We start from the raw sequence: 21,335 nt of genomic DNA, 5'->3' as shown, positions 1-21,335 counted from the left end.
CGCCGTCCCCATGACAACCCTCGTACGCACAGACACCCTGACGCGCGACGCCCTCGCCGTCCTCCAGCCGGGTTTCGTCGGCACCACCGCCCCCGACTGGCTGCTGCGCCGGATCGGCGAAGGCCTCTCGGCCGTCGGCCTGTTCGGCCGCAATATCCTCTCCCCGGCTCAACTGGCCGCGCTCACCGCACAGTTGAGAGCCGAGCGGGACGACGTGCTCGTCGCGATAGACGAGGAGGGCGGAGACGTCACCCGCCTGGAGGTACGCGCCGGCTCCTCGTTCCCCGGCAACTACGCGCTGGGCACGGTGGACGACACGGACCTCACCCGGGCCGTCGCCCGTGAACTGGGCCGCAGGCTCGCCGAATGCGGGGTCGACCTCAACTGGGCGCCGTCCGCGGACATCAACTCGAACCCGAACAATCCGGTCATCGGCGTACGGTCCTTCGGCGCCGACACCGCGCTCGCCGCCCGCCACACCGTCGCGTACATCGAAGGTCTCCAGGCCGCCGGAGTTGCCGCCTGCACCAAGCACTTCCCCGGACACGGCGACACCAACGTGGACTCGCACCACGCGCTGCCCCGGATCGATGTGGATCTCGACACGCTTCACGCCCGTGAGCTGGTGCCTTTCCGCGCGGCGATCGCGGCGGGTTCCAAAGCGGTGATGAGCGCGCATATCCTGCTTCCCGCGCTCGACCCTGATCGCCCGGCGACACTGAGCCCGCAGATCCTCACCGGTCTGCTGCGCGAAGAGCTGGGCTACCAGGGCCTGATCGTCACCGACGGCATGGAGATGCAGGCCATCTCGGCGGTGTACGGCATCGAGCGCGGCTCCGTCCTCGCGATCGCCGCGGGTGCCGACGCGATCTGCGTCGGCGGCGGCCTGGCCGACGAGGAGACCGTACTGCGACTGCGCGACGCGCTGGTCACTGCGGTACGGGACGGCGAACTGCCCGAGGAGCGACTGGCCGACGCGGCCGCGCGGGTGCGCGCGCTCGCCGACTGGACGCGACGGGCCAGGGGGGCCGCAGCGGAGCCGGGCGCGGCTTCACAGGAGGGGACCGCGCCCGGCACCGACACCGAACCGGCCGACATCGGTCTGGTCGCCGCGCGGCGGGCCCTGCGGGTGACGGCGGCGGAGCCGTTCACGCCCCTCACGAGCGCCCCGTACGTCGCGGCTCTCACCCCCGTCGCGAACATTGCCGTGGGGGACGAGACTCCCTGGGGCGTGGCGGCCGAGCTGGCCGCGATCCTGCCGGGCACGACGACCGACACCTATGCCGCCGCGAGCGATGTGTCGCCCCTGGTGGCACAGGTGCTGGGTGCAGCGGGTGACCGTAGGATCGTCGCTGTAGCGCGCGACGTTCACCGCCACCCCTGGATGGCGGACGCTCTGGACGCCCTGACAGCGGCCCGTCCCGACGACACGGTGGTGGTCGAGATGGGGCTGGACCGGGCCGAGCCGAGGGGGGCCCTGCACATCGCGACCCATGGCGCCGCCCGCGTCTGCGGACGGGCCGCCGCGGAGGTCATCACCGGCAAGGGCGTCGGAGCCTGACCGACGCGGACCGTGCGGTGCCTGGCCGGCCTGTCCGTCCCGGCACAGGGAATGCCATAGGGAGGCACCTCGCATGTCCGGAAAGCCGGGCGGGATCATGGCCGGTGAGATGGCGGAGCAGCCGATGGTGCTCCGGCGCATCCTCGAACAGGGCGCGCCGAGGATCCGCGAGGTGGCGGCGGCGATCGCGGCGCGCAGCCCGCGCTTCGTGCTGCTCACCGCACGCGGCACGTCCGACAACGCCGCGCTGTACGCGAAGTATCTGCTCGAGATCCGGCTCGGTCTGCCGTGCGGGCTGACCTCCATGTCCACGACGACGGCGTACGGCGCCCGGCCCGACCTGACGGACGTTCTGGTCATCACGGTCAGCCAGTCCGGAGGCTCACCGGACCTGGTCGCCTCGACGAAGGCGGCACGCGAGGCGGGCGCGATCACGCTCGCGGTCACGAACAACCCGGACTCCCCGCTGGCAGCGGTCTCCGAGTTCCACATCGACATCCTGGCCGGTCCCGAGAAGGCGCTTCCGGCGACGAAGACGTACACGGCGTCGCTGCTCGCGCTCTATCTGTTCGTGGAGGGTCTGCGGGGCGGTGACGGCGCGGCGGCGAAGGTCCTCCCCGACCTGGCCTCGCAGGTCCTTGCCCGCCAGGACGAGGTGCGGCACCTGGCCTCCCGCTACCGCTTCGCCGAGCGCATGGTGATCACGTCGCGGGGTTACGGCTACCCCACGGCGAAGGAGGCAGCGCTGAAGCTGATGGAGACGAGCTACATCCCGGCGCTCTCCTACTCCGGCGCGGACCTGCTGCACGGTCCCCTGGCGATGGTGGACAACATCTCCCCGGTCATCGCCGTGGTCACCGACGGCAAGGGCGGCGAGGCCCTCCAGCCGGTCCTGGACCGCCTGCGCGGCCGCGGCGCGGACCTTGTGGTGGTGGGCCCGGCTCCCCAGGCAGAGGCGGCCTCGGCGGGCTTCGTCCTGCCGACGGAGGGCGTCCCCGAGGAGCTCCAGCCGATTCTGGAGATTCTGCCGCTGCAACTGCTGGCGTACGAGGTGACGATCGCCCGGGGCCAGGATCCGGACGCGCCGAGGGCGCTGGCCAAGGTGACAGAGACTCACTGAAACCCGCGGGCCGCGGCGCCTGACGGGACCCTCAACCCGTCCGGCACCGCAGCCCGGAGTCGCTCCGGCCGGCAGGTGTGCGGTCCCGCGCGGCCGGGTGGAGGTCTCGGCGCAGTCAGGGCAGAGAGCGCCGTGGACCTCGGTCCACCCTCCTGTGCGGGGAGGGCGGAGGTATCAGGATCCGGGGGTGGCCCCCGAGTCGTCCAGCTTGATTCATTGTGGACTAGACCATTCTCCGCTGTCCATCCACTTGCAGAGCATAGTTCTCGTCCCATCCCGCGGCACGGGCGGGCAGCTCGACCGGTTCACCCCGCAGGTACGCTCGCAGTTGTGCCCTCCATGAACGACCTCGTACGCCAGCACACAGCCCTGAGTGAATCCGACCTCGAGTGGCTCCATCTGCTGGTCTCGGAGTGGCAGCTGCTCTCCGACCTCTCCTTCGCCGATCTCGTCCTGTGGGTCCCCACCCTCGACGGCACCCGCTATGTCTCCGTGGCCCAGATGCGGCCGAACACCGGCCCCACCTCCTATCAGGACGACATGGTCGGCCATCTCGTTCCCCGCGGCCGGCGCCCGCTGCTCGACGCCGCGCTCGACGAGGGGCGGATCGTGCGCGAGGGCGACCCGGAGTGGCGCGAGGAGGTTCCGGTACGGGTCGAGTCCATCCCCGTACGCCGAGACGGCCGCGTGCTCGGAGTCATCGCCCGCAACACGAATCTGCTGACGGTGCGGACCCCGTCCCGGCTAGAGCTCACCTATCTGCAGTCCGCGTCCGACCTCGCCCAGATGATCGCCGCGGGCTCCTTCCCCTTCCCCGGCCAGCAGGTCGACATGGACGCGTCCCCGCGCGTCGGCGACGGGCTGATCCGGCTCGACGCCGACGGCGTCGTCCAGTACGCGAGCCCCAACGGCCTCTCCGCGTACCACCGCCTCGGCCTCGCCTCCGACCTCGTCGGACACCACCTCGGCCAGACCACCGCCGAACTCGCGCCCTCCCGCGGCCCGGTCGACGAGGCCCTGGTCAAACTCGTCAGCGGCTACGCGCCCCGCGAGACCGAGGTCGAGGGCAACGACGGCGTCATCCAGCTGCGCACCATCCCGCTCAAGCCCAAGGGCACCCACATCGGCTCGCTCGTACTGCTGCGCGACGTCACCGAACTACGCCGCCGCGAGCGCGAGTTGATCACCAAGGACGCCACCATCCGGGAAATCCACCACCGGGTGAAGAACAACCTCCAGACGGTGGCCGCGCTGCTGCGGCTCCAGGCCCGGCGGATGGATTCGGTTCGTGGCCGCGAAGCGCTCAACGAGGCGGTGCGGCGCGTCGGTTCGATTGCGATCGTGCACGAGACGCTTTCCCAGAACCTGGACGAGCGCGTCGAGTTCGACGAGATCGCCGACCGGGTCATCGCGATGGTCGCCGAGATTTCCCCGGGCAAGGTCGCCTGCCGCCGTACGGGCCGCTTCGGCATTCTGGACGCCGAGGTCGCGACTCCGCTGTCGATGGTTCTGACCGAGGTGCTGCAGAACGCCCTGGAACACGCCTTCGCACAGGGGGAACACGGCTCGGTCGAGGTTGCGGCCGTACGCAGTGACCAGCGCACCGACGGCCGGCTGCTGATCACTGTGCAGGACGACGGCTGCGGGCTGCCCGAGGGCTTCGACGCGCAGCGGGCCGGGAATCTGGGCCTGCAGATCGTACGGACCCTGGTGGAGGGGGAGTTGGGCGGCGGCTTCGACATGGTGCGGGTGCCGGAGCCGGGGCGGGGCACGCGCGTGGTCCTCGACATCCCCGTCCAGGGCGACAAATAAGCGATGAGCCCCGGACCGTGGAACGGTCCGGGGCTCGAAGCTTGTATTTGCTCACGCTGCGATTGCGATGCGCATCGGGGGCACTGCGCGCTGCGGCTCGGGGGCGGTGAGTGCGTACTCTCTGTACGCGCCGCCAGAGCTCAGGCTCGTATCAGGGGCTTCAGGCGCTGGCGTTACGCGCCCGGTTGCGAGCGGCACGGCGCTTCATAGCGCGGCGCTCGTCCTCGCTGAGGCCACCCCAGACGCCGGAGTCCTGGCCGGACTCGAGCGCCCACTGCAGGCACTGCTCCATGACGGGGCAGCGACGGCAGACGGCCTTGGCTTCCTCGATCTGCAGCAGCGCAGGACCAGTGTTGCCGATGGGGAAGAAGAGCTCGGGGTCTTCCTCGCGGCAAACGGCGTTGTGACGCCAGTCCATGGCTGCTACCTCTCCTTGGTATTACATGCAGGTTGCTTGTGAATGTGAACGCTTTCACGAATCCCCCCGCAAGGGAAGGGCCGACTGCCAGTTGCACTGGCGTGGTCCTGAAGTTCTGAGGAGGGGTTCTGGCGGTCTGTGGGGCCGATGTTGCGGGCCGTCCCGATCGCCATGTAGAGATTCGCAAACCTCGGCGGCGGATACAACCCCTTCCGGAAACTTTTTTTTGATTCCTCGGTGTCGACTAGGTCACAGCCGTACTTCTATGGGGTGGAGCCCAGTCCGTACGTTCGAGATAAAGGACTTCCGGCCCTTCCGCTCACACAATCACACGCAGTGCACGGCGTACGCCTGTGAACGTCACGCTGGTGCGCAGTCCCAGGTGGTCACCGTCCATCTGGAACGGGAGCGGGACCTTTGAATGCAAGGTGAAGTCGGTCAGGTCGTGAAGAGTGACCGCGTGCTTACCGCGTGGTCCCCGCTCGGGGGTGGATGTGAGCAGCTGGGTCGCATAACGAGCCACGGAGGTAGTCGACAGCTTGGACAGCGCGACGACGTCCAGGGCCGTGTCGAAGGAGGCCTCCGGGGAGGCGTACACCGGGCGATTGCCCAGGTAGGTCCAGGGAGTGGTGTTGCAGATTATGGACAGCACGAGATTGCTGACCGGGTCCTCGCCGGGGCGCTCGAGCGTGATCGGGCCATGGCGGCGGTGGGGCTCGTCCAGAAACTGGCGTACCACCTGGCGCATATAGAGGGCGTGCGTGGACCGCTTGCCGCGCTCCCTCTGCTGTTCGACCCTGCCGATGACGCTCGCGTCGAAACCGAGCCCGGCGCAGAAGGTGAACCAGCGGGCCGGGACGCCCTCGTCCTCCGTGCCCGGGGTGCCGGCCGCGAGACCGAGGCCGACGGTGCGCTCCGTCTGATCACGCAGAGCGTCCAGAATCGCGCCGGTCGCCTCCACGGCGTCGTTCGGCAGCCCGAGGGCGCGCGCGAAGACATTCGTCGAGCCGCCGGGGACGACCGCGAGACGCGGGAGGTGGTCGGGATCGGGGCCGTTGTGCAGCAGGCCGTTGACGACCTCGTTGACGGTGCCGTCGCCGCCGAGGGCGACGACGAGCTCGATGTCGTCGGAGTCAGCGGCACGGCGGCCGAGGTCGCGGGCGTGTCCGCGGTACTCCGTGGTGACGGCTTCCAGCTTCATCTCGCTGGCGAGGGCATGGATGAGTACGTCACGAGTGCGGGCACTGGTGGTGGTTGCTGCCGGATTGACCACAAGAAGTGCGCGCATGCGCGCCAGCGTACCCAGTGGTGTGTACCTGGCCCAGCCCAGGGCTGCGCACGGCCGCTACCCTGCTGGAATGAGCACTGACCAGACCCCCCGCCCCGCCCGCCTGACCGCCGCGGCCGCGGTGTCCGGCCTGGAAGGGCTGGTACTTGTCGCCGGCGGTGTCTACATGCTCGTACTGGGGCTGCTCGGCCGCCCCGACAGCCCCTCGCAGGCGGAAATGGGCGGGGTGACGCTTCTCGCACTCGGCGCGATTCCGCTCATCGCGGCCAGGGGTCTGCTGCTCGCGCGCAGCTGGAGCCGGGGGCCGGCGATCATCACGCACCTGATGGCGCTGATCCCTGCCTGGACGCTGCTGCGCTCGTCGGGGGCGCTGATCCCGGTGGGCATGGTGCTGGCGGCGATGGCGGTGACCGGCCTGGTCCTGCTGGTGAACCCGACGACGGCCCAGGCTCTGGGAATCCGCGGCAGCGCGGGGGACGCGCAGCGGTAGCGGGCCCGGGCCCGCTACCGCGGAGCCCTACTCCTCCACCAGGAGCTTCTCCCGGAGCTGGGCCAGTGTTCTGGCCAGGAGGCGCGAGACGTGCATCTGGGAGATGCCCACCTCCTGCGCGATCTGCGACTGGGTCATGTTGCCGAAGAACCGCAGCAGCAGGATCCGCTTTTCCCGCGGCGGGAGGTCCTCCAGCAGCGGCTTCAGCGACTCCCGGTACTCCACGCCCTCCAGCGCCTCGTCCTCCGCGCCCAGCGTGTCCGCCACCGCCGGGGACTCGTCGTCCGTGTCGGGGACGTCCAGGGACAGCGTGGAGTACGCGTTGGCGGACTCCAGGCCCTCCAGCACCTCCTCCTCCGAGATGCCCAGGCGTTCGGCCAGTTCGTGGACCGTGGGGGAGCGGCCGTGCTGCTGGGACAGTTCCGCCGTCGCCGTCGTCAGGGCGAGCCGCAGTTCCTGGAGACGGCGCGGCACCCGCACCGCCCACCCCTTGTCGCGGAAGTGACGCTTGATCTCGCCCACCACCGTCGGGGTCGCGTACGTCGAGAACTCGACACCGCGCTCCGGGTCGAACCGGTCCACCGACTTGATCAGGCCGATGGTCGCGACCTGCGTCAGATCGTCCAGCGGCTCGCCGCGATTACGGAAGCGCCGGGCCAGGTGCTCGACCAGCGGCAGGTGCATCCGCACCAGCTGGTTGCGCAGCTCGGCCCGCTCCGGTGAGCCGTCGGGCAGCTCGCGCAGCTCGATGAACATCGCCCGCGCCCCGCTGCGGTCATGTGGATCGTGGTGCTGCTGCTCGTTCACGTGCTCGCTCATACGGTCCGCCTGCCCTGCCTGCGCCTGCTCCGCCGCGGCCGTCTGGCCGTCCAGCCCGTCCTCCGGGTGCGGCCGCGCCTGCTGCTCCGGGAAGCCCGTCACCGCGGGTGGCTCCTTCCGCACCGGACCGTCCCCGTCCCTCACGCCGGACCGGGTCCCGCGCCGCGCTGTTTGTACAGGCTGATGGTGACCGTACGGTCGTCGGCGACCGATGAGTCGACCTTGCCCGCCAGTGCGGAGAGCACCGTCCAGGCGAAGGTGTCACGCTCCGGCGCGCGCCCGTCGGTCGTCGGTGCCGAGACCGTGACCTCGAGCGAGTCGTCGACGAGCCGGAACACGCAGCTGAGGACGGAACCGGGAACGGCCTGCTGGAGCAGGATCGCGCACGCCTCGTCGACCGCGATCCGAAGATCCTCGATCTCGTCGAGGGTGAAGTCCAAACGCGCCGCGAGACCGGCCGTGGCCGTACGCAGCACGGACAGGTAGGCACCCGCAGCGGGCAGCCGGACTTCCACGAAGTCCTGAGTCCCGGGCTCGCCTGCGATCTGGGACACCCTCACCTCCAAGGTGGCACAAGCTCAAACGGGGCTACGGGAGGGGAGATCCCGAAGCCGTCGCTACGTTTCGTACGTAGCCGGTACTGGCCCGGCGACGCTATCGCGATCCATGGTGCCCTGTCGCCGGGACCCCCAGTCGATGGCTGTCACTCATGGTAAGCACATGAGTACGCACAGTGGCTAGAGGTCTGCGCGGTCCAATTGCGAGGAACCGGCGGAGGGTTGACGTACCCACGCGTCAGACGATCGAACCGTCGACGGAACACCATCGCCAGGGCGCACCCGGCTCCAGGCTCTGCATAATCGGATGCCCCGTCTGTCTGAAGTGCCCGCTCGCATGCCGGTGCGGCGAGGAGTCGCAGCACGCCACATGCCCGCACACCAGGCAGATGCGCAGCTGCACGGGATGGCTGCCGAGCGCCAGGCACTCCTCACAGGTCTCGCTCTGCGGGGTCGGCTGGGGGCGGGGGAGTTCGGCTACGTGCGGACACTCGCTCATGATTGCCAGATTACGACGCTGGTTACGGACATACGTACGGACAGGGGATCGGCGAGATGGACGCACTGCCACTGATCGCGCTGATCGCGGTGAGTGCCGCGATCGCCGGGGCGGCCCGAAGGACACCGGTCCCCGCGCCCCTGCTGCTGGTGGCGGCCGGGCTGCTGGCCGCCTATCTGCCCGGGGTGCCCGACTACACGCTCGACCCGCACATCGTGCTCCCGCTGATCCTGCCGCCGCTGCTGTACACGGCCGCGGTCGACAGCTCGTATCTCGATCTGCGGGCGAACGCGCGGCCCGTCGCGATGCTCTCCGTCGGCTATGTCCTCTTCGCGACCGTCGCTGTCGGTTACCTCGCCTATCTTCTGGTGCCGGATCTGCCGCTGACGGCGGCCCTCGTACTGGGCGCGGTCGTCGCGCCTCCGGACGCCGTCGCCGCGACCGCGATCGCCCGGCGGCTGGGCCTGCCGAACCGGATCACGACGATCCTGCAGGGCGAGTCCCTGGTGAACGACGCGACCGCGATCACCGCGTACAAGGTGGCGCTCGCCGCGGCCGTCGGTGAGGGCGCGAGCTGGGGAGGCGGCATCGCGGAGTTCGCGCTGGCGTCGCTCGGCGGGGTCGCTGTCGGCCTGGTGCTGATGGTGCCGATCCACTGGCTTCGTACGCATCTGAAGGAAGCGCTCCTGCAGAACACGCTCTCGCTTCTCATCCCGTTCGTCGCCTACGCGGCGGCCGAGTGGGTCGGGGCGTCCGGGGTGCTCGCCGTGGTCGTCGTCGCGCTGTATCTCGGGCACCGCGCCTGGCAGGTCGACTTCGCGACCCGGCTGCAGGAGGAGGCTGTCTGGAAGATGGTCGCGTTCATCCTGGAGTCGTCGGTCTTCGCGCTCATCGGGCTGCAGTTGCCGTACGTGATCGAGGGCCTGGGCGGGTACGGCGTCGGCGAAACCCTCTGGTACGCGGCCGGTGTCTTCGCCGCCGTGGTGGTGGTGCGGTTCGTCTGGGTCTTCCCGGCGACCTTCCTGCCGCGCGGTCTTTCGAAACGCATCAGGGAGCGCGAACCGGACACCAACTGGACCGCGCCGGTGATCGTGGGCTGGGCCGGGATGCGCGGCGTCGTCTCGCTCGCGATCGCCTTCTCGATCCCGCTGGCGACCGCGGACGACGAACCGTTCCCGGCGCGGAACCTGGTGCTGTTCCTGACCTTCACGACGGTCATCGGCACGCTCGTGATCCAGGGGCTCACGCTGCCGCCGCTGATCCGGGCACTGAAGTTGCCGGGCCGCGACGCGTACGCCGAGACCTTGGCCGAGGCGCAGGCCCAGAGCGAGGCCTCGCATGCGGCGGAGCGGCGGCTGGAAGAGCTGCTGGCGGACGAGCGCAACGCGCTGCCGCAGCCGCTCGCGGACCGGCTGCTCACCGTGCTGGAGCGGCGCCGGAACGCCGTCTGGGAGCGGCTGGGCGCCGTCAACGAGCTGACCGGCGAGTCGGCGGACGACACCTACCGTCGACTGTCGAGAGAGATGATCGACGCCGAGCGTGAGGTCTTCGTACAGCTGCGCGACCAGCGGCGGATCGACGACGAGATGATGCGTACGCTGCTGCGCCGACTGGACCTGGAGGAGGCGGCGGCCTATCGCGAGGAGTCCTGACCGGTGATCACCGCGGCGATCGTGGTGCCGGGCGGGAAGGCGCCCTCGGCGGCCAGCGTGGTGAGGCCGTAGAGCATCTTGGCGACGTAGACGCGCTCCACGGGAAGACCGTGACGGGCTTCGAAGTCGTCGGCGAAGGCGGTGAGTTCGGGGGTGGTGCGGGCGTACCCGCCGAAGGTGAAGCGCTCGTCGAGGGACCAGTCGCCCGCGCTGCCGCCGAAGGCTTCGTGCTGGAGGCGGGATATCGCGTCGGTGAGGAAGCCGCCTTCCAGGACGGGAAAGCCGATGGCACGCCGGCCGGGTGTGAGACCGGCGGCGAGCCCGGCCAGGGTCCCGCCGGTGCCGCACGCGACGGCGACCACGTCCGCGGCGCCGCCCAGCTCCCGACCGAGGTCGGCGCAGCCGCGGGCGGCCAGTGCGTTGCTCCCGCCTTCGGGTACGACGTAGACGTCCCCGGGTATCCCGGCCCCGTCCGCGCTCGATGCGCGGGCCACGTCCAGGATCGCTGCCAGCCCGTCCGGCTCGGACTTGCGGCGGTACAGGGAGCGGGAGACGAACACCAGCCGCATGCCGTCCGCCGCGCACCGGGCCAGGGAAGGGTTCAGGGGCCGCGAGGCCAGTTCGTCGCCGCGGACGATGCCGGTCGTCCCGAAGCCCAGCAGGCGGCCCGCGGCGGCGGTCGCCCGCAGATGGTTGGAGTAGGCGCCCCCGAAGGTCAGCAGCGGTCGGCCCGCTGCCGCCCGAAGGTTGAGGGAGAGTTTGCGCCACTTGTTGCCGGGCAGGTCCGGGTGGATCAGATCGTCCCGTTTGAGCAGCAGACGTATCCCGTGGCGGGTGAAGCGCTCGTCCTCGACCGGCTGCAGCGGCGACGGCAGTCGCGGCCGCAGGGCGGTGGTGAGATCGAGCGCTTCCCTGGTCACGCACCCATTGTCACTTCAGACGGTCATGGATGCGTGCACGCATGGCGTCCATCGTGAAGCCCCGGGGGTCGACCTTTCCCGGCTGCCATTCGAGGTGGCCGATCACCGAGCGGGCTGTCCAGCCGTGGTGGCGGCAGACCGCCGCGGCCGCCCGCTCGATCGCCTCCAGCTGAACCTCGGGCCAGGGATCCTGGCCGTCGCCGAGGTTCTCGCACTCGAATCCGTAGAAATGGCGGTTTCCGTCCGTGTTCGCCTCGTTGTCGGCGGGCAGCGCCTTCTCCGCGATGACCGCGTTCAGGACATCGTCGTCACCGAGCCCGGCGTGGTTGGCGCGGCCGTAGCCGACGAGATGGACCGTGCCGTCCTTGGCGATGACTCCGTGGCACAGCGGCCCCGGCAGCGCCTCGAAGCCGTCTTTGCAGATACGGACGGTGTTCGCGGTGCCCTGGGTGACGGTGTGGTGGATCATTACGCCGTGCACCGGGCCCCAAGGGCCCTTGTGGTTGCGGTTGTGCGTGCGCCATTCGCCGACCTCGACGACTGTCAGCCCCTCGTCGCGCAGTGCGTCGAGGAAACTGCTCGCGGGCATGGGTGGGGACATGGCTGTCTCCTTGGGGAGGTGAGGGGGTGCGTGCTAAATGTGCCGTACCGCGCTTTTACTCCCAACTCCCTTGGAATGACCATATGTTGGTACGGGGGTGCGAACAGATCCGGCCAGCGGGCGGCCGCGCTACCTGCCCCGCCGAGGTCGAACTAGTCCCATCCATTTGTGTAATGGTGCGAGGACTCTCCGTGCTGAAAGGCTTGCCGACGCAGGTCAGACCCGTGATCGAGAGGGAGTCCCATGTCGGTTGGCTCGGTTGGTTCTGTCGGCGACGAAGTCCGCGAACAGCAGACGCCGAAGCAGCAGAGTCTTGGTACGGCCGCTGCGCGGAACCTTGCGACAACCACCAAGTCCGCTCCGCAGATGCAGGAGATCACCTCCCGGTGGCTGCTGCGCATGCTGCCGTGGGTGCAGGTACAGGGCGGTACCTACCGCGTGAACCGCCGCCTGAGCTACTCGGTCGGCGACGGGCGTGTGACGTTCGTGCAGACGGGCGACCGGGTGGCGGTCATCCCCGCCGAGCTCGCCGAGCTGCCCGCCCTGCGGGAGTTCGACGACGAGGCGGTCTTCACCGAGCTGGCGAACCGCTGCGAGCAGCGGGAGTTCGCGGCCGGCGAGGTGCTCGCCGCCTCCGGTGCGGCGGCGGACCGGATCTTCCTGCTGGCCCACGGCCGGGTGGAGCAGATCGGCACCGGTCCGTACGGCGACGAGACGGTGCTCGGAGTCCTCGCCGACGGCTCGTACTTCGGCGACCACGCGCTGCTCGACGGGGACGCCCCCTGGGAGTACACCGCACGCGCCGCGACCACGTGCACGGTGCTCGTGCTGACCCGGGCCGATGTGCTGAACCTCGCGGAGCGCGCGCATTCGCTGCGTGCGCATCTGGATGGGCAGGCGTCCCTTCCGCACCAGCGCACCAACAAGTACGGCGAGGCGGCGATCGACCTCTCCGCGGGCCATGTCGGCGAAGCCGTCGTCCCGCACACCTATGTCGACTACGACGCGGCGCCGCGCGAGTACGAACTGAGCGTCGCCCAGACCGTGCTGAAGGTCCACAGCCGGGTCGCCGACCTCTACAACCAGCCGATGAACCAGACCGAGCAGCAGTTGCGCCTCACCGTCGAGGCGCTGCGCGAGCGCCAGGAGCACGAGCTGGTCAACAACCGCGAATTCGGCCTGCTGAACAACTGCGACTACGACCAGCGCCTGCAGCCGCACGACGGGGTGCCCAGCCCCGACGACATGGACGAACTGCTCTCGAGGCGGCGCGGTTCGAAGCTGTTCCTCGCCCATCCGCGGGCCATCGCCGCCTTCGGGCGCGAGTGCAACAGGCGTGGACTGGTCCCCGACAGCGTGGAGGTCGAGGGGCACCATGTGCCCGCCTGGCGCGGTGTTCCGATCTTCCCCTGCAACAAGATCCCGATCACCGAGGCCAGGACCACCTCGATCATCTGCATGCGTACGGGCGAGGCCGACCAGGGTGTCATCGGCCTCCAGCAGAGCGGTATCCCCGACGAGATCGAGCCCAGCCTCTCCGTCCGCTTCATGGGCATCGACGAGCAGGCGATCATCTCGTACCTCGTCACGGCCTACTACTCGGCGGCCGTGCTGGTGCCGGACGCGCTCGGTGTCCTGGAGAACGTCGAGGTGAGCCGCTGGCGGTGACGCGGCACGGCCGGGGACGCGGTACCGCACCCGCGCCCCCGGCCCCTGTTCCCCGAGCACCTGGTCCAACGCCTGGAAAGGACTGCCCGGTTGACCATGTCCGACACCGTCGAGGCCGGTGAGGCAGTCGCCCTCCTCGAACGCACCCGTGCCGTCGTCCATCCCCAACTGCGCACCACCGTGGAGACGCTGCCCGGATCCGTGCGCCGTGTCGCGATGTACCACTTCGGCTGGGAGCACGCGGACGGTACCCCGGCCGCGGGCTCGGCGGGCAAGGCCATCAGGCCCGCGCTCGTACTGGCCGCGGCCGGGGCACTGGGCGGGGATCCGCGGCACGCGGTGCGGGCGGCGACCGCCGTCGAGCTGGCGTACAACTTCACGCTGCTCCACGACGACGTCATCGACGAGGACCCCACCCGCAGGCACCGCCCCACCGCCTGGACCGTCTTCGGCGTTCCGGACGCGATCATCGCGGGCGAAGCCATGCTCGCCCTCGCGCTGCGGCTGCTGGCCGAGGACCGGCATCCGGCGGCCGGCGCCGCGTCGGAGCGGCTCGCGGCCTGTGTGATCGAGCTGTGCGCGGGGCAGCAGGCGGACCGCGCCTTCGAGGAACGTGCCCCGCACGAGGTCTCGCTCGACGAGTGCCTCGCCGTGGCTACGGCCAAGACCGGGGCGCTGCTGGGCTGCGCCTGCGCGGTCGGCGCCCTGTACGCGGGAGCGGGCGAGGAGGAGGCCGCCGCCCTGGACGCCTTCGGCCGGGAGGCCGGTCTCGCCTTCCAGATCATCGACGATCTGATCGGGATCTGGGGCGACCCGGAGCGTACGGGCAAACCGGCCGGCGCCGATCTGGCAGCCCACAGGAAGTCCCTGCCGGTGGTCGCGGCCCTGACCTCGGGAACCGAGGCAGCGGCGGAACTGGCCGAGCTCTACCGCCGCCCCATGAACTCGGCGGCGGTGTGCCGGGCCGCGGACGCCGTGGACCGGGCGGGCGGCCGTGACTGGGCGCAGCTGCAGGCGGCGGACCGGATGGCCCGGGCCGTCCACGAGCTTGCCCGCGCGGTCCCGGATCTGGCGGCGGCGGGCGATCTGCTGTCCCTGGCGGAGTTCGTCACCCGGCGCACGCGCTGAGCTGTCGGGGTTGCCCAAACCGCCATATCCTGGAGGTATGGGCAGCCAAGGACGTGAGATCCTTCATGACCCGCAGGCCGAGCATGTGTGCCCGGCCTGCGGACAGCCTGTCGTCACGGTCGTGAAGCGGCACAAGACTCTCGGGACATTCGTCCCCCTCTGGGGCCCGGGCCCCTGCCACAATCCCGAATGCCCTCAGTCCGTCGACACCGAGGGAGAGCATCCGGGCGGGCAGCGGGGTGAGCAGCGAGGCGGACAGCGGGACACGGAGCACACCGACGAGCCCGGCGGTGAGGCGGGCGACGAGCCCAGCGCCCCGGTCGGGACCGCTTGAGGGATCCCGCCTGTTCAGCGGAGGGGTGCGTACCGCTACAGTCCGCGCCATGTCATCGGAGTCGACGGAAGTGTGGGCGGGCTGGTACCGCGACCGCACGGGCGCGGAAGCGGTCACGATCGCCGCGAGCGGGCGCCAACTGCGCACGCGTATCAAGGGTGTTGAGTACGAAGGGGAGACCTTCGCCGCTCTGAAGCCGGTGGGCGCGGACGGCATGCTGTCCTCCTGCGTACTGGAGTGGGACATGCCGCTTCCCGTGCAGTCGGACGGGAGGGTCGAACAAGCCACGCTCAGCTGTCTGTTGACCCTCGGCGAGCCACCGCAGGACGGCGGGCCGCTCGACCGCGCGGACCTCAATCTGACCCTGCACTACGGCGGGGCGGCGTACGAATCCGGTGTCGCCGGTGGCGACTTCGGTGATGCGCTCAGCCGGATACGCAGGCAGCTGCCGCCCGGCGCGGAGTTCGTGGTGCGGACGCCGGTGGGTGCCTGACGCCACACGCCGCCGGCCGTACGGTGACCCCACACGGTGATCGCCGCACCGCGCCAGCCGCACGGTTACGGCCTGCCTCAGCGCAGGCCGTTCCAACCCCAGCGCGGGGTCGGGCCCGGATCGCCGAGGTCCGTGCCCTCCGGGTCGGCCGAGACCGACCGGGCGATCTTCGTACCCCAGTCGAAGTACTCCATCACCCGGCGGCGCAGCAGCTCGTCGTCCGGGAGCTCCTTCTCCACCGCCGCGGTCATCAGCTCCATCCAGCGCAGTCGCTGCTCCTCGGTGATCGAAAGCCCGAGGTGGGCCCGGAGCAGAGTCTGGTGGCCGCCCAGTTCGGCTGTGAAGCGGGCCGGGCCGTCGAAGATCTCGGCGAGCCAGACGGCGACGTGCTCGATATGGGTGCGCGTGAAGTCGGCGAAGACGGGTGCGAGCAGCGGATCGGCGAGGACCGCCTCGTAGAAGGTGTCGCTCAGCCGCCGCAGGGCGTCCATGCCGCCCACGGCCTCGTACAGCGTCTCGGGACGCTCACTCGGGCTCGTCATGCAACCACCCTAAGCGCGAAGCGGCGGAGGGGCGCCCCTCACTTTCGTGGAGGGACGCCCCGGCGTTCGTGGTGATCCGGTCAGGAGACGCGGGCGATCGCCGCTGCCAGGCCGTTCGCCCACAGCTGGTTCACGCGGGAGCGCTCCTGCGTGTTCGGGTAGGCGTTCTGGCAGGAGGTGCCGGGGCCGCCGCCCGACATCAGCTCGCTGCACGGGCCCGAGTAGTGGTCCGGCAGGCCCAGCACGTGCCCGGTCTCGTGGGCCGTCACGCGGGTGGAGTTGTACTGCTGGTTCTGCCGGTAGTCGAGGAAGATATAGCCGCGGCCGTGACCGTCGGTGCTCGCGTACGAGCCGCGGGAGTCGTTGCCCTCGTAGTACCGGAAGTCGGGGTTGCTGCCTTCCTGGAGCTTCACATTGCTGACCGAGCTGTTCCAGATCTGGGTGCTCCGGGATATCTGGCTGCGGAAGCTCGGGGCGTTGCCTGCGCTGTAGATGACGGTCACGGCCTGCGCGCCGGGGTTCGCGGCGCGCTTCTCGGCGACCGACTTCACGACTGCGTCGAAGAAGGCCTTGGTCGCCTTGGTGTCCTCGGCGGACCCTTCGTAGGCGGCGTAGGACTGGGCGGCGGCGGCCTCATGGGAGTTGGCCGACGTGCCTGTGTTCGTGGCTGCGGTGGCGGGCACCGCGCTCAGCGCGGCGGCGAGTCCGAGGCCGAGTGCGGCGGAGAGTAACGTTCTCTGGTGACGCATGTGGGGGGCTCCTACGTGTTGGGTGAACCCCGGCGGATGGGGTTCGGTACGGCAGAGTTTCGGGGAGCCGGCGCCCCTCGCGGATGATGCCAATGGCCGATAACACGAGCGCATCACCCTGTTCCGGTCAGTCCCTTGTGCCCCAACTACGGTGTCTGGTGTGACTGTTGGGGCTGGCTTTACCCTCTGGTCATGGAGCTCGAGGTGAGGCACCTCCGTGCGCTGTGCGCAATAGCGGACACCGGCAGCCTGCACAAAGCCGCCCGGCAACTGGGCGTCAGCCAGCCGTCCTTGACCACCCAGCTGCGGCGGATCGAGAACTCCCTGGGCGCGGAGCTCTTCTCGCGTGAACGCACCGGCTGCCGGCCGACCCCGCTCGGCCGGTCCGTGCTGAGCCGTGCCCGCCCGCTGCTGGCCGAAATGGCCGCACTCGTCGTCGAGGCCAAGGCGTCAGCCGCCCGGGCGGGCGGCCCCAGGCTGCGCATCGGCTCCACCGCCAGCCGGGTGCTTGCAGGCTGGCTGCGCCGATTGCGGCAGCGGCTGCCCGGCACCGACATCTCGCTGCATGTGGACGTCTCCGCGAACGCCCTGCTCAGGATGGTCGCGGCGGGCCAGCTCGACGTCGCCTTCGTGCACGAGGTGGAGGGGTGCCCCCTCCTGGTCCCGGACGCCCTGACCTCACACGTACTGGTCGAGCGCGAGCCGCAGTTCATCTCCATGTCCCGCGACCATCCGGCCGCCGCCGCGCCCGTTGTGGAACTCGCCGATCTGGCCGAGGACTGCTGGATGGTGGACCCGACGGTGGACGGCGAGTGGGACGGCCTGCGCCGCGTCCTGCGAGCAGCGGGGCTCAACCCGCCGGTTCTGCACGGCGACTACCACACGGCGGCGTCCCTGATCGCGATCGGCGAGGCGGTGGCACCCTGCCAGCCGACCTCGGGCCCGCGCGAGGACATGGCGATCCGTCCACTGCGGGGCGATCCGCTCGCCGTACGGCTCCTGCTGTTCCGAAGACCCGGAGCCGGCGAGGAGCTGCACGAGGCGGTGTACGCGGAACTGGCGGCCGCCTACCGGGAGGCGGCGCTGCGAGCGTTCGCGTACCGGCAGTGGCTGCTGCGGCACAAGCGCCCTCTGCCGCACGCGCCCGCGGCCTGACACCTGCTCGCGGGTGGCCGAACATCTTCCCGCTGGACCCGAAAGACCCGCAGCGCGGGTTGGCGGCGGTCATGTCGGTGCTGGTCTCCTCGAGTCCTTTCGGAATGCTCGACCTCGACGACGCCTGCCGCTGGGGCTACGGCTGGGATCCGAAGAAGAGCATGGATTGGAAGCCCAAGGACCGTGTGATGACCGAGGAGGAGTACGGAGTCGTCCACGGCCCGGGCAGCGGTGGCGCGGCCACGATCCACGGCCGCAAGGTCCCGGAGAACGGCTGCTCGGGCGAGGCGGACAAGCAACTGATCAGCGGCGTCAAGGACTCCCTGCGCATGTGGTCCTACGTCTCCGGACGCCAACACAGCCTGACCGGGACGGAACCCAGGGACGCACGAATACGCCAGGCCTGGGACATCTGGTCCCAGTGCGTGGTGGACAAGGGGCTCGGACGGTACCGGAACCCGGACAAGGCGTTCGAGGACAAGGCCTGGCAGCGGGGCAGCGGCGGCAATACGACCCGCACGGAGCGGGAGCTGGCGACGGCGACAGCCGATGTCGAGTGCAAGCGGAGCACGACACGGTGCGGGTGTGGTGGGAGGTCCGCGCGGAGATGCAGCGGTGAGGGCCAACGTCCGGCGGGCACTGGACGAGTGATGAACGGGTTGCGGACCCCGCATCGTCTGTATTGTTCCGCGCGGAATCAGCCGACCCAGGGATGGGCGCCGGAGGGGGAGAGGCCGTGCCGACAGGTAGAGAGCGTTCCGGGTTGATCGCCACGGAGGGCGGTCACCGGGTGACGCCTGCCGAGTTGTTCTTCGACTTGGTGTTCGTGTACGCGATCACGCAGGTCACGGCACTGATGGCGGCGGACCCCTCCCTGCTTCGGCTGCTCGGCGGGGGAGTTGTGCTCGCCCTGCTGTGGTGGTGCTGGTGCTGTTTCGCCTGGCTGGGCAATGTCGTCCGCGCAGACTCCGGGCCGATGTTCGCCGTGCTGGTCGCCGTGATGGCGGTGGTGCTGGTCGTCACGGTCACGGTGCCGGAGGTCTACGACGACCTGCCCGGCGGCCTGTACGCACCGCTGGTGTTCGTCCTCTGCTACGGCGCGGTCCGCGTCCTGCATCTCGTCACGTACTGGATCTCCAGCCCCGGCGACGAGGCGCTCCATGCCACGCTGCGCCGTACCGCACTGCTCTCGGTGGCACCGCCGTTCGTCCTGCTCCTGGTCGGCAGCGCCTTCACCGGCCTGACACAGGTGCTCATTTGGCTCGGTGCGGTCGTCATCGACTACGGCGGCATCTACATCACCGGCTCCTCGGGCTGGCGGGTCGCCTCGCCGGGTCACTTCGCCGAACGGCACGGACTGATCGTCATCATCGCGCTGGGCGAGTCGATCGTCGCGATCGGGGTGGGGGTGTCCGGCCTCCCCATCTCCACACCGGTGCTGGCCGGGGCCGCCGCGGGCCTGTTGGTCGTCGCCGGGCTGTGGCGCCTGTACTTCCGCCAGCTCAGCGAGCCCGCCGAAGAGCGCCTGACCGCTCTGGAGGGGGACGACCGCACCCGCCTGGCACGCGATGCGTACACCTTCCTGCACCTGCCGCTCGTCGGGGGCATCGTGCTCACCGCGCTCGGCATGAAGAAGGTGCTCCACCAGGTCGCGGACAGCGAGCACTACGACCTGTCCGAGCCGCTGCACGGCGTGGTGGCGTGGGCACTGACGGGCGGCGTGGGCATCTTCCTGCTCGCGGCGGCGGCGATCCTCCTGCGCACCAGCGGTCGGCGCTCCCTCGTCTTCATCATCGGCGGCCTCGCCCTGCTGGCCGCGGGCGCGCTCGTCGTCCTGCTTCCCGCCCTGCTCGCCCTGGCGTTGCTGGCCGCGGCGGTGCTCGGCATGGTGGTCCTGCACAGCAGGCGGACCGGGTCCGCGGAGGAAGGTGCGGCATAACGCCGACAGCACCCGGCTCCGCGCGGATGCCGGGTGCTGTCGTACGTACGCGATATGCCTACGCGAAGGACGTGACCGGGAAGGTCAGGCCTTCTTGGTCTCCCAGAAGATCTTGTCGATCTGGGCGATGTAGTCCAGCGCCTTCTGGCCGGTCGCCGGGTCCGTCGATGCCTTCGCGGCCGACAGCGCCTTGAGGGCGTCGTTGACCAGCTGGTGCAGCTCGGGGTACTTCTCGAAGTGCGGCGGCTTGAAGTAGTCGCTCCACAGCACCGAGACGTGGTGCTTGGCGAGTTCCGCGCGCTGCTCCTTGATGACCGTGGCGCGGGCCCGGAAGTGCGGGTCCTCGTTGGCCTGGAACTTCTCCTGGACGGCCTTGACCGACTCGGCCTCGATACGGGCCTGGGCCGGGTCGTAGACACCGCAAGGCAGGTCGCAGTGGGCGCTGACCTTCACCTTCGGGGCAAACAGGCGGGAGAGCATTGAGCTGTCCTTCCTCGTGATCGTCTTCTCAGGTGGGACATTACTCCGTGAGAGACGTGTTTTCGCGAGTGCCCCCTAGGGCTTAGGACAAAAGTCCAGGGCCAGTATGGGACTGGTGGGCGAACATACCGTGGGACTCGGAGGTGGCGGATGACCGATCAGGGGCGGGAGCCGAAAGTGCCGTTCGGGGTCGCCGAAGTGACAGGTCCTTCCATGTACCCGACGCTCAAGCACGGGGATCAACTGCTCGTGCACTACGGCGCGGAGGTGCGGCCCGGCGACGTCGCCGTGCTGCGTCACCCGCTCCAGCAGGACCTGCTCATCGTCAAGCGGCTCGTCGAGCGGCGTGAGGACGGCTGGTGGGTGCTCGGCGACAATCCGGGGGCGGAGGGGGACAGCCGGCTGTTCGGCACGGTGCCCCATGAGCTCCTCCTGGGGCGGGTACGCGGCAGGTACCGGCCGCTCGCGCGGGATCAGCGATCCGTGCGCGGGGTCGCCGCGTGGGCGTTCTCGGCGGTGAGGCCGGTGCTGTCCGACCGTTCCGTCTCGAGGCGCTTGCGGGCGCGGTAGGCGGCCACGTTGGCGCGGGTCGCGCAGCGGTCCGAGCAGTAGCGGCGGGAGCGGTTGGTCGAGGTGTCCAGATAGGCGTTGCGGCACGGCGCTGCCTGGCACAGGCCGAGCCGGTCGACTCCGTACTCGGTCAGATGGAACGCGAGCCCCATCGCGGCGATCGCGGCGTACCCCGCTGTCGCGTTGGAAGGATGCTCGGCCAGGTGCATGTGCCACTTGGGGCGGCCGTCCTCGTCCCGGTAGTCGTGGCCCGAGATCTGCGGGTTGACGGGGAACTCGAGCAGCAGTGAGTTGAGCAGGTCGACCGCCTGGGTCTCGTCGCCCTCGTCGGCCGCCGTGAAGACCGCGCGCAGCCTGGCCCGTACGGACCGGAACCGGGTGACGTCGGCGTCGGTGGCGCGCCGTGCGGCCTGGGCGGAAACGCCGAAGAGTTCCCGGACGGCCTCGACCGAGGTGAGGGAGTCCTTGTTGCGGGCCGGCTCCTCGGTGTTGACCAGGCGCACGGCATAGTCCGAGTAATGGGCCAGTTCCACTTGTAGT

Annotated in this window: 24 protein-coding genes; 13 read left to right on the top strand and 11 right to left on the bottom strand. The window is 69.9% G+C overall.

Annotated elements, in window-relative coordinates:
- The first annotated feature begins 10 nt into the window (after nt 1-10).
- The 3 genes from OHA61_RS12295 (at nt 11) to OHA61_RS12285 (ending at nt 4,493) form a co-directional block, all read left to right on the top strand.
- A complete protein-coding gene (locus tag OHA61_RS12295) occupies nt 11-1,561 on the top strand; it encodes a glycoside hydrolase family 3 protein (RefSeq protein ID WP_406303111.1) in 1,551 nt (516 codons plus the stop codon).
- Between the two features lie 73 nt (nt 1,562-1,634).
- Nucleotides 1,635-2,681 carry an SIS domain-containing protein gene (locus OHA61_RS12290; RefSeq protein ID WP_406303110.1) on the top strand — a complete coding sequence of 349 codons (1,047 nt, stop codon included), beginning with the start codon at nt 1,635-1,637 and terminating at the stop codon, nt 2,679-2,681.
- Between the two features lie 339 nt (nt 2,682-3,020).
- Complete coding sequence (locus tag OHA61_RS12285; protein ID WP_406307330.1) at nt 3,021-4,493, top strand: sensor histidine kinase; 1,473 nt, start codon at nt 3,021-3,023, stop codon at nt 4,491-4,493.
- A gap of 160 nt (nt 4,494-4,653) precedes the next feature.
- On the opposite strand, the gene OHA61_RS12280 is transcribed toward OHA61_RS12285, so the two are convergent.
- Both OHA61_RS12280 and OHA61_RS12275 read right to left on the bottom strand, forming a co-directional pair.
- Nucleotides 4,654-4,911, bottom strand: coding sequence for a WhiB family transcriptional regulator (locus OHA61_RS12280; RefSeq protein ID WP_003953983.1), 258 nt, complete (start codon nt 4,909-4,911; stop codon nt 4,654-4,656).
- Nucleotides 4,912-5,230: 319 nt separating this feature from the next.
- Nucleotides 5,231-6,199, bottom strand: coding sequence for a diacylglycerol/lipid kinase family protein (locus OHA61_RS12275; protein ID WP_406303109.1), 969 nt, complete (start codon nt 6,197-6,199; stop codon nt 5,231-5,233).
- 70 nt (nt 6,200-6,269) lie between these two features.
- On the opposite strand from OHA61_RS12275, the gene OHA61_RS12270 reads away from it, so the two are divergent.
- Nucleotides 6,270-6,689 (top strand): hypothetical protein, encoded by a 420-nt coding sequence (locus OHA61_RS12270; RefSeq protein ID WP_324973196.1) that lies wholly within the window; start codon nt 6,270-6,272, stop codon nt 6,687-6,689.
- Between the two features lie 27 nt (nt 6,690-6,716).
- On the opposite strand, the gene OHA61_RS12265 is transcribed toward OHA61_RS12270, so the two are convergent.
- From OHA61_RS12265 to OHA61_RS12255, 3 genes are all read right to left on the bottom strand, one after another.
- On the bottom strand, nt 6,717-7,652 hold the full coding sequence (locus OHA61_RS12265) for an RNA polymerase sigma factor SigF (protein ID WP_406303108.1): 936 nt from the start codon (nt 7,650-7,652) through the stop codon (nt 6,717-6,719).
- On the bottom strand, nt 7,649-8,062 hold the full coding sequence (locus OHA61_RS12260; protein ID WP_266487247.1) for an anti-sigma regulatory factor: 414 nt from the start codon (nt 8,060-8,062) through the stop codon (nt 7,649-7,651). Before OHA61_RS12260 ends, OHA61_RS12265 begins: the two co-directional genes overlap by 4 nt.
- A 241-nt stretch (nt 8,063-8,303) precedes the next feature.
- On the bottom strand, nt 8,304-8,564 hold the full coding sequence (locus OHA61_RS12255) for a UBP-type zinc finger domain-containing protein (RefSeq protein WP_406303107.1): 261 nt from the start codon (nt 8,562-8,564) through the stop codon (nt 8,304-8,306).
- Between the two features lie 56 nt (nt 8,565-8,620).
- On the opposite strand from OHA61_RS12255, the gene OHA61_RS12250 reads away from it, so the two are divergent.
- The gene (locus OHA61_RS12250; RefSeq protein WP_406303106.1) at nt 8,621-10,216 is read left to right on the top strand and encodes a Na+/H+ antiporter; all 1,596 of its coding nucleotides are present in this window, start codon (nt 8,621-8,623) and stop codon (nt 10,214-10,216) included.
- On the opposite strand, the gene OHA61_RS12245 is transcribed toward OHA61_RS12250, so the two are convergent.
- Together OHA61_RS12245 and OHA61_RS12240 are read right to left on the bottom strand one after the other, a co-directional pair.
- The gene (locus OHA61_RS12245) at nt 10,198-11,136 is read right to left on the bottom strand and encodes a 1-aminocyclopropane-1-carboxylate deaminase/D-cysteine desulfhydrase (RefSeq protein WP_406303105.1); all 939 of its coding nucleotides are present in this window, start codon (nt 11,134-11,136) and stop codon (nt 10,198-10,200) included. The two genes, OHA61_RS12250 and OHA61_RS12245, sit on opposite strands and share 19 nt — an antisense overlap.
- A 10-nt stretch (nt 11,137-11,146) precedes the next feature.
- The gene (locus OHA61_RS12240; protein ID WP_361914750.1) at nt 11,147-11,737 is read right to left on the bottom strand and encodes an N-acetylmuramoyl-L-alanine amidase; all 591 of its coding nucleotides are present in this window, start codon (nt 11,735-11,737) and stop codon (nt 11,147-11,149) included.
- A 243-nt stretch (nt 11,738-11,980) separates the two neighbouring features.
- Between OHA61_RS12240 and OHA61_RS12235 the strand changes: the two genes are divergently transcribed.
- The 4 genes from OHA61_RS12235 to OHA61_RS12220 all read left to right on the top strand — a co-directional run bounded on the left by OHA61_RS12235 (nt 11,981) and on the right by OHA61_RS12220 (nt 15,360).
- Nucleotides 11,981-13,405: a family 2B encapsulin nanocompartment shell protein gene (locus tag OHA61_RS12235; RefSeq protein WP_406303104.1), complete on the top strand. Its 1,425-nt coding sequence runs from the start codon at nt 11,981-11,983 to the stop codon at nt 13,403-13,405.
- Between the two features lie 96 nt (nt 13,406-13,501).
- A complete protein-coding gene (locus OHA61_RS12230) occupies nt 13,502-14,533 on the top strand; it encodes a family 2 encapsulin nanocompartment cargo protein polyprenyl transferase (RefSeq protein WP_406303103.1) in 1,032 nt (343 codons plus the stop codon).
- Nucleotides 14,534-14,570: 37 nt separating this feature from the next.
- Complete coding sequence (locus tag OHA61_RS12225; protein ID WP_406303102.1) at nt 14,571-14,867, top strand: hypothetical protein; 297 nt, start codon at nt 14,571-14,573, stop codon at nt 14,865-14,867.
- 49 nt (nt 14,868-14,916) lie between these two features.
- Nucleotides 14,917-15,360, top strand: a complete 444-nt coding sequence (locus tag OHA61_RS12220) for a DUF6304 family protein (RefSeq protein ID WP_406303101.1) — start codon at nt 14,917-14,919, stop codon at nt 15,358-15,360.
- Nucleotides 15,361-15,437: 77 nt separating this feature from the next.
- On the opposite strand, the gene OHA61_RS12215 is transcribed toward OHA61_RS12220, so the two are convergent.
- Both OHA61_RS12215 and snpA read right to left on the bottom strand, forming a co-directional pair.
- The gene (locus tag OHA61_RS12215) at nt 15,438-15,902 is read right to left on the bottom strand and encodes a group II truncated hemoglobin (RefSeq protein ID WP_324973163.1); all 465 of its coding nucleotides are present in this window, start codon (nt 15,900-15,902) and stop codon (nt 15,438-15,440) included.
- Nucleotides 15,903-15,982: 80 nt separating this feature from the next.
- Nucleotides 15,983-16,651 (bottom strand): snapalysin, encoded by a 669-nt coding sequence (snpA, locus tag OHA61_RS12210; RefSeq protein WP_406303100.1) that lies wholly within the window; start codon nt 16,649-16,651, stop codon nt 15,983-15,985.
- Between the two features lie 192 nt (nt 16,652-16,843).
- Here snpA and OHA61_RS12205 point away from each other — a divergent pair, with 192 nt between their 5' ends.
- The 3 genes from OHA61_RS12205 to OHA61_RS12195 all read left to right on the top strand — a co-directional run bounded on the left by OHA61_RS12205 (nt 16,844) and on the right by OHA61_RS12195 (nt 19,745).
- Nucleotides 16,844-17,806, top strand: coding sequence for a LysR family transcriptional regulator (locus tag OHA61_RS12205; protein ID WP_406303099.1), 963 nt, complete (start codon nt 16,844-16,846; stop codon nt 17,804-17,806).
- 71 nt (nt 17,807-17,877) lie between these two features.
- On the top strand, nt 17,878-18,573 hold the full coding sequence (locus OHA61_RS12200; protein WP_406303098.1) for a hypothetical protein: 696 nt from the start codon (nt 17,878-17,880) through the stop codon (nt 18,571-18,573).
- On the top strand, nt 18,543-19,745 hold the full coding sequence (locus tag OHA61_RS12195; protein ID WP_361914726.1) for a low temperature requirement protein A: 1,203 nt from the start codon (nt 18,543-18,545) through the stop codon (nt 19,743-19,745). The genes OHA61_RS12200 and OHA61_RS12195 overlap by 31 nt, the downstream gene beginning before the upstream one ends.
- An 84-nt stretch (nt 19,746-19,829) precedes the next feature.
- Here the strand turns inward: OHA61_RS12195 and sodN are convergent, their stop codons facing one another.
- Nucleotides 19,830-20,225, bottom strand: a complete 396-nt coding sequence (sodN, locus tag OHA61_RS12190; protein WP_215095254.1) for a superoxide dismutase, Ni — start codon at nt 20,223-20,225, stop codon at nt 19,830-19,832.
- 150 nt (nt 20,226-20,375) lie between these two features.
- On the opposite strand from sodN, the gene sodX reads away from it, so the two are divergent.
- Entirely contained in the window at nt 20,376-20,795 is a 420-nt protein-coding gene (gene sodX / locus OHA61_RS12185; RefSeq protein WP_324973142.1) for a nickel-type superoxide dismutase maturation protease, read from the top strand.
- Here sodX and OHA61_RS12180 read toward each other — a convergent pair.
- Complete coding sequence (locus OHA61_RS12180) at nt 20,699-21,328, bottom strand: CGNR zinc finger domain-containing protein (RefSeq protein ID WP_361914722.1); 630 nt, start codon at nt 21,326-21,328, stop codon at nt 20,699-20,701. The two genes, sodX and OHA61_RS12180, sit on opposite strands and share 97 nt — an antisense overlap.
- Nucleotides 21,329-21,335: the final 7 nt, after the last annotated feature.

The organism is Streptomyces sp. NBC_00885 (assembly GCF_045207475.1).
Classification (GTDB): domain Bacteria; phylum Actinomycetota; class Actinomycetes; order Streptomycetales; family Streptomycetaceae; genus Streptomyces.
The sequence above is the reverse complement of the archived record's forward strand: the minus strand, read 5'-3'. Positions and strand labels throughout refer to the sequence as shown.

Bases quoted from the DNA above. Each gene is read 5' to 3' on its own strand.
- OHA61_RS12280 (WP_003953983.1), bottom strand. From the start codon at position 4,911: ATGGACTGGCGTCACAACGCCGTTTGCCGCGAGGAAGACCCCGAGCTC.
- OHA61_RS12295 (WP_406303111.1), top strand. From the start codon at position 11: ATGACAACCCTCGTACGCACAGACACCCTGACGCGCGACGCCCTCGCC.
- OHA61_RS12225 (WP_406303102.1), top strand. From the start codon at position 14,571: ATGGGCAGCCAAGGACGTGAGATCCTTCATGACCCGCAGGCCGAGCAT.
- OHA61_RS12270 (WP_324973196.1), top strand. From the start codon at position 6,270: ATGAGCACTGACCAGACCCCCCGCCCCGCCCGCCTGACCGCCGCGGCC.
- OHA61_RS12290 (WP_406303110.1), top strand. From the start codon at position 1,635: ATGTCCGGAAAGCCGGGCGGGATCATGGCCGGTGAGATGGCGGAGCAG.
- OHA61_RS12215 (WP_324973163.1), bottom strand. From the start codon at position 15,902: ATGACGAGCCCGAGTGAGCGTCCCGAGACGCTGTACGAGGCCGTGGGC.
- OHA61_RS12240 (WP_361914750.1), bottom strand. From the start codon at position 11,737: ATGTCCCCACCCATGCCCGCGAGCAGTTTCCTCGACGCACTGCGCGAC.
- OHA61_RS12230 (WP_406303103.1), top strand. From the start codon at position 13,502: ATGTCCGACACCGTCGAGGCCGGTGAGGCAGTCGCCCTCCTCGAACGC.
- snpA (WP_406303100.1), bottom strand. From the start codon at position 16,651: ATGCGTCACCAGAGAACGTTACTCTCCGCCGCACTCGGCCTCGGACTC.
- OHA61_RS12235 (WP_406303104.1), top strand. From the start codon at position 11,981: ATGTCGGTTGGCTCGGTTGGTTCTGTCGGCGACGAAGTCCGCGAACAG.
- OHA61_RS12275 (WP_406303109.1), bottom strand. From the start codon at position 6,199: ATGCGCGCACTTCTTGTGGTCAATCCGGCAGCAACCACCACCAGTGCC.
- sodN (WP_215095254.1), bottom strand. From the start codon at position 20,225: ATGCTCTCCCGCCTGTTTGCCCCGAAGGTGAAGGTCAGCGCCCACTGC.
- sodX (WP_324973142.1), top strand. From the start codon at position 20,376: ATGACCGATCAGGGGCGGGAGCCGAAAGTGCCGTTCGGGGTCGCCGAA.
- OHA61_RS12200 (WP_406303098.1), top strand. From the start codon at position 17,878: ATGTCGGTGCTGGTCTCCTCGAGTCCTTTCGGAATGCTCGACCTCGAC.
- OHA61_RS12285 (WP_406307330.1), top strand. From the start codon at position 3,021: ATGAACGACCTCGTACGCCAGCACACAGCCCTGAGTGAATCCGACCTC.
- OHA61_RS12220 (WP_406303101.1), top strand. From the start codon at position 14,917: ATGTCATCGGAGTCGACGGAAGTGTGGGCGGGCTGGTACCGCGACCGC.
- OHA61_RS12255 (WP_406303107.1), bottom strand. From the start codon at position 8,564: ATGAGCGAGTGTCCGCACGTAGCCGAACTCCCCCGCCCCCAGCCGACC.
- OHA61_RS12205 (WP_406303099.1), top strand. From the start codon at position 16,844: ATGGAGCTCGAGGTGAGGCACCTCCGTGCGCTGTGCGCAATAGCGGAC.
- OHA61_RS12250 (WP_406303106.1), top strand. From the start codon at position 8,621: ATGGACGCACTGCCACTGATCGCGCTGATCGCGGTGAGTGCCGCGATC.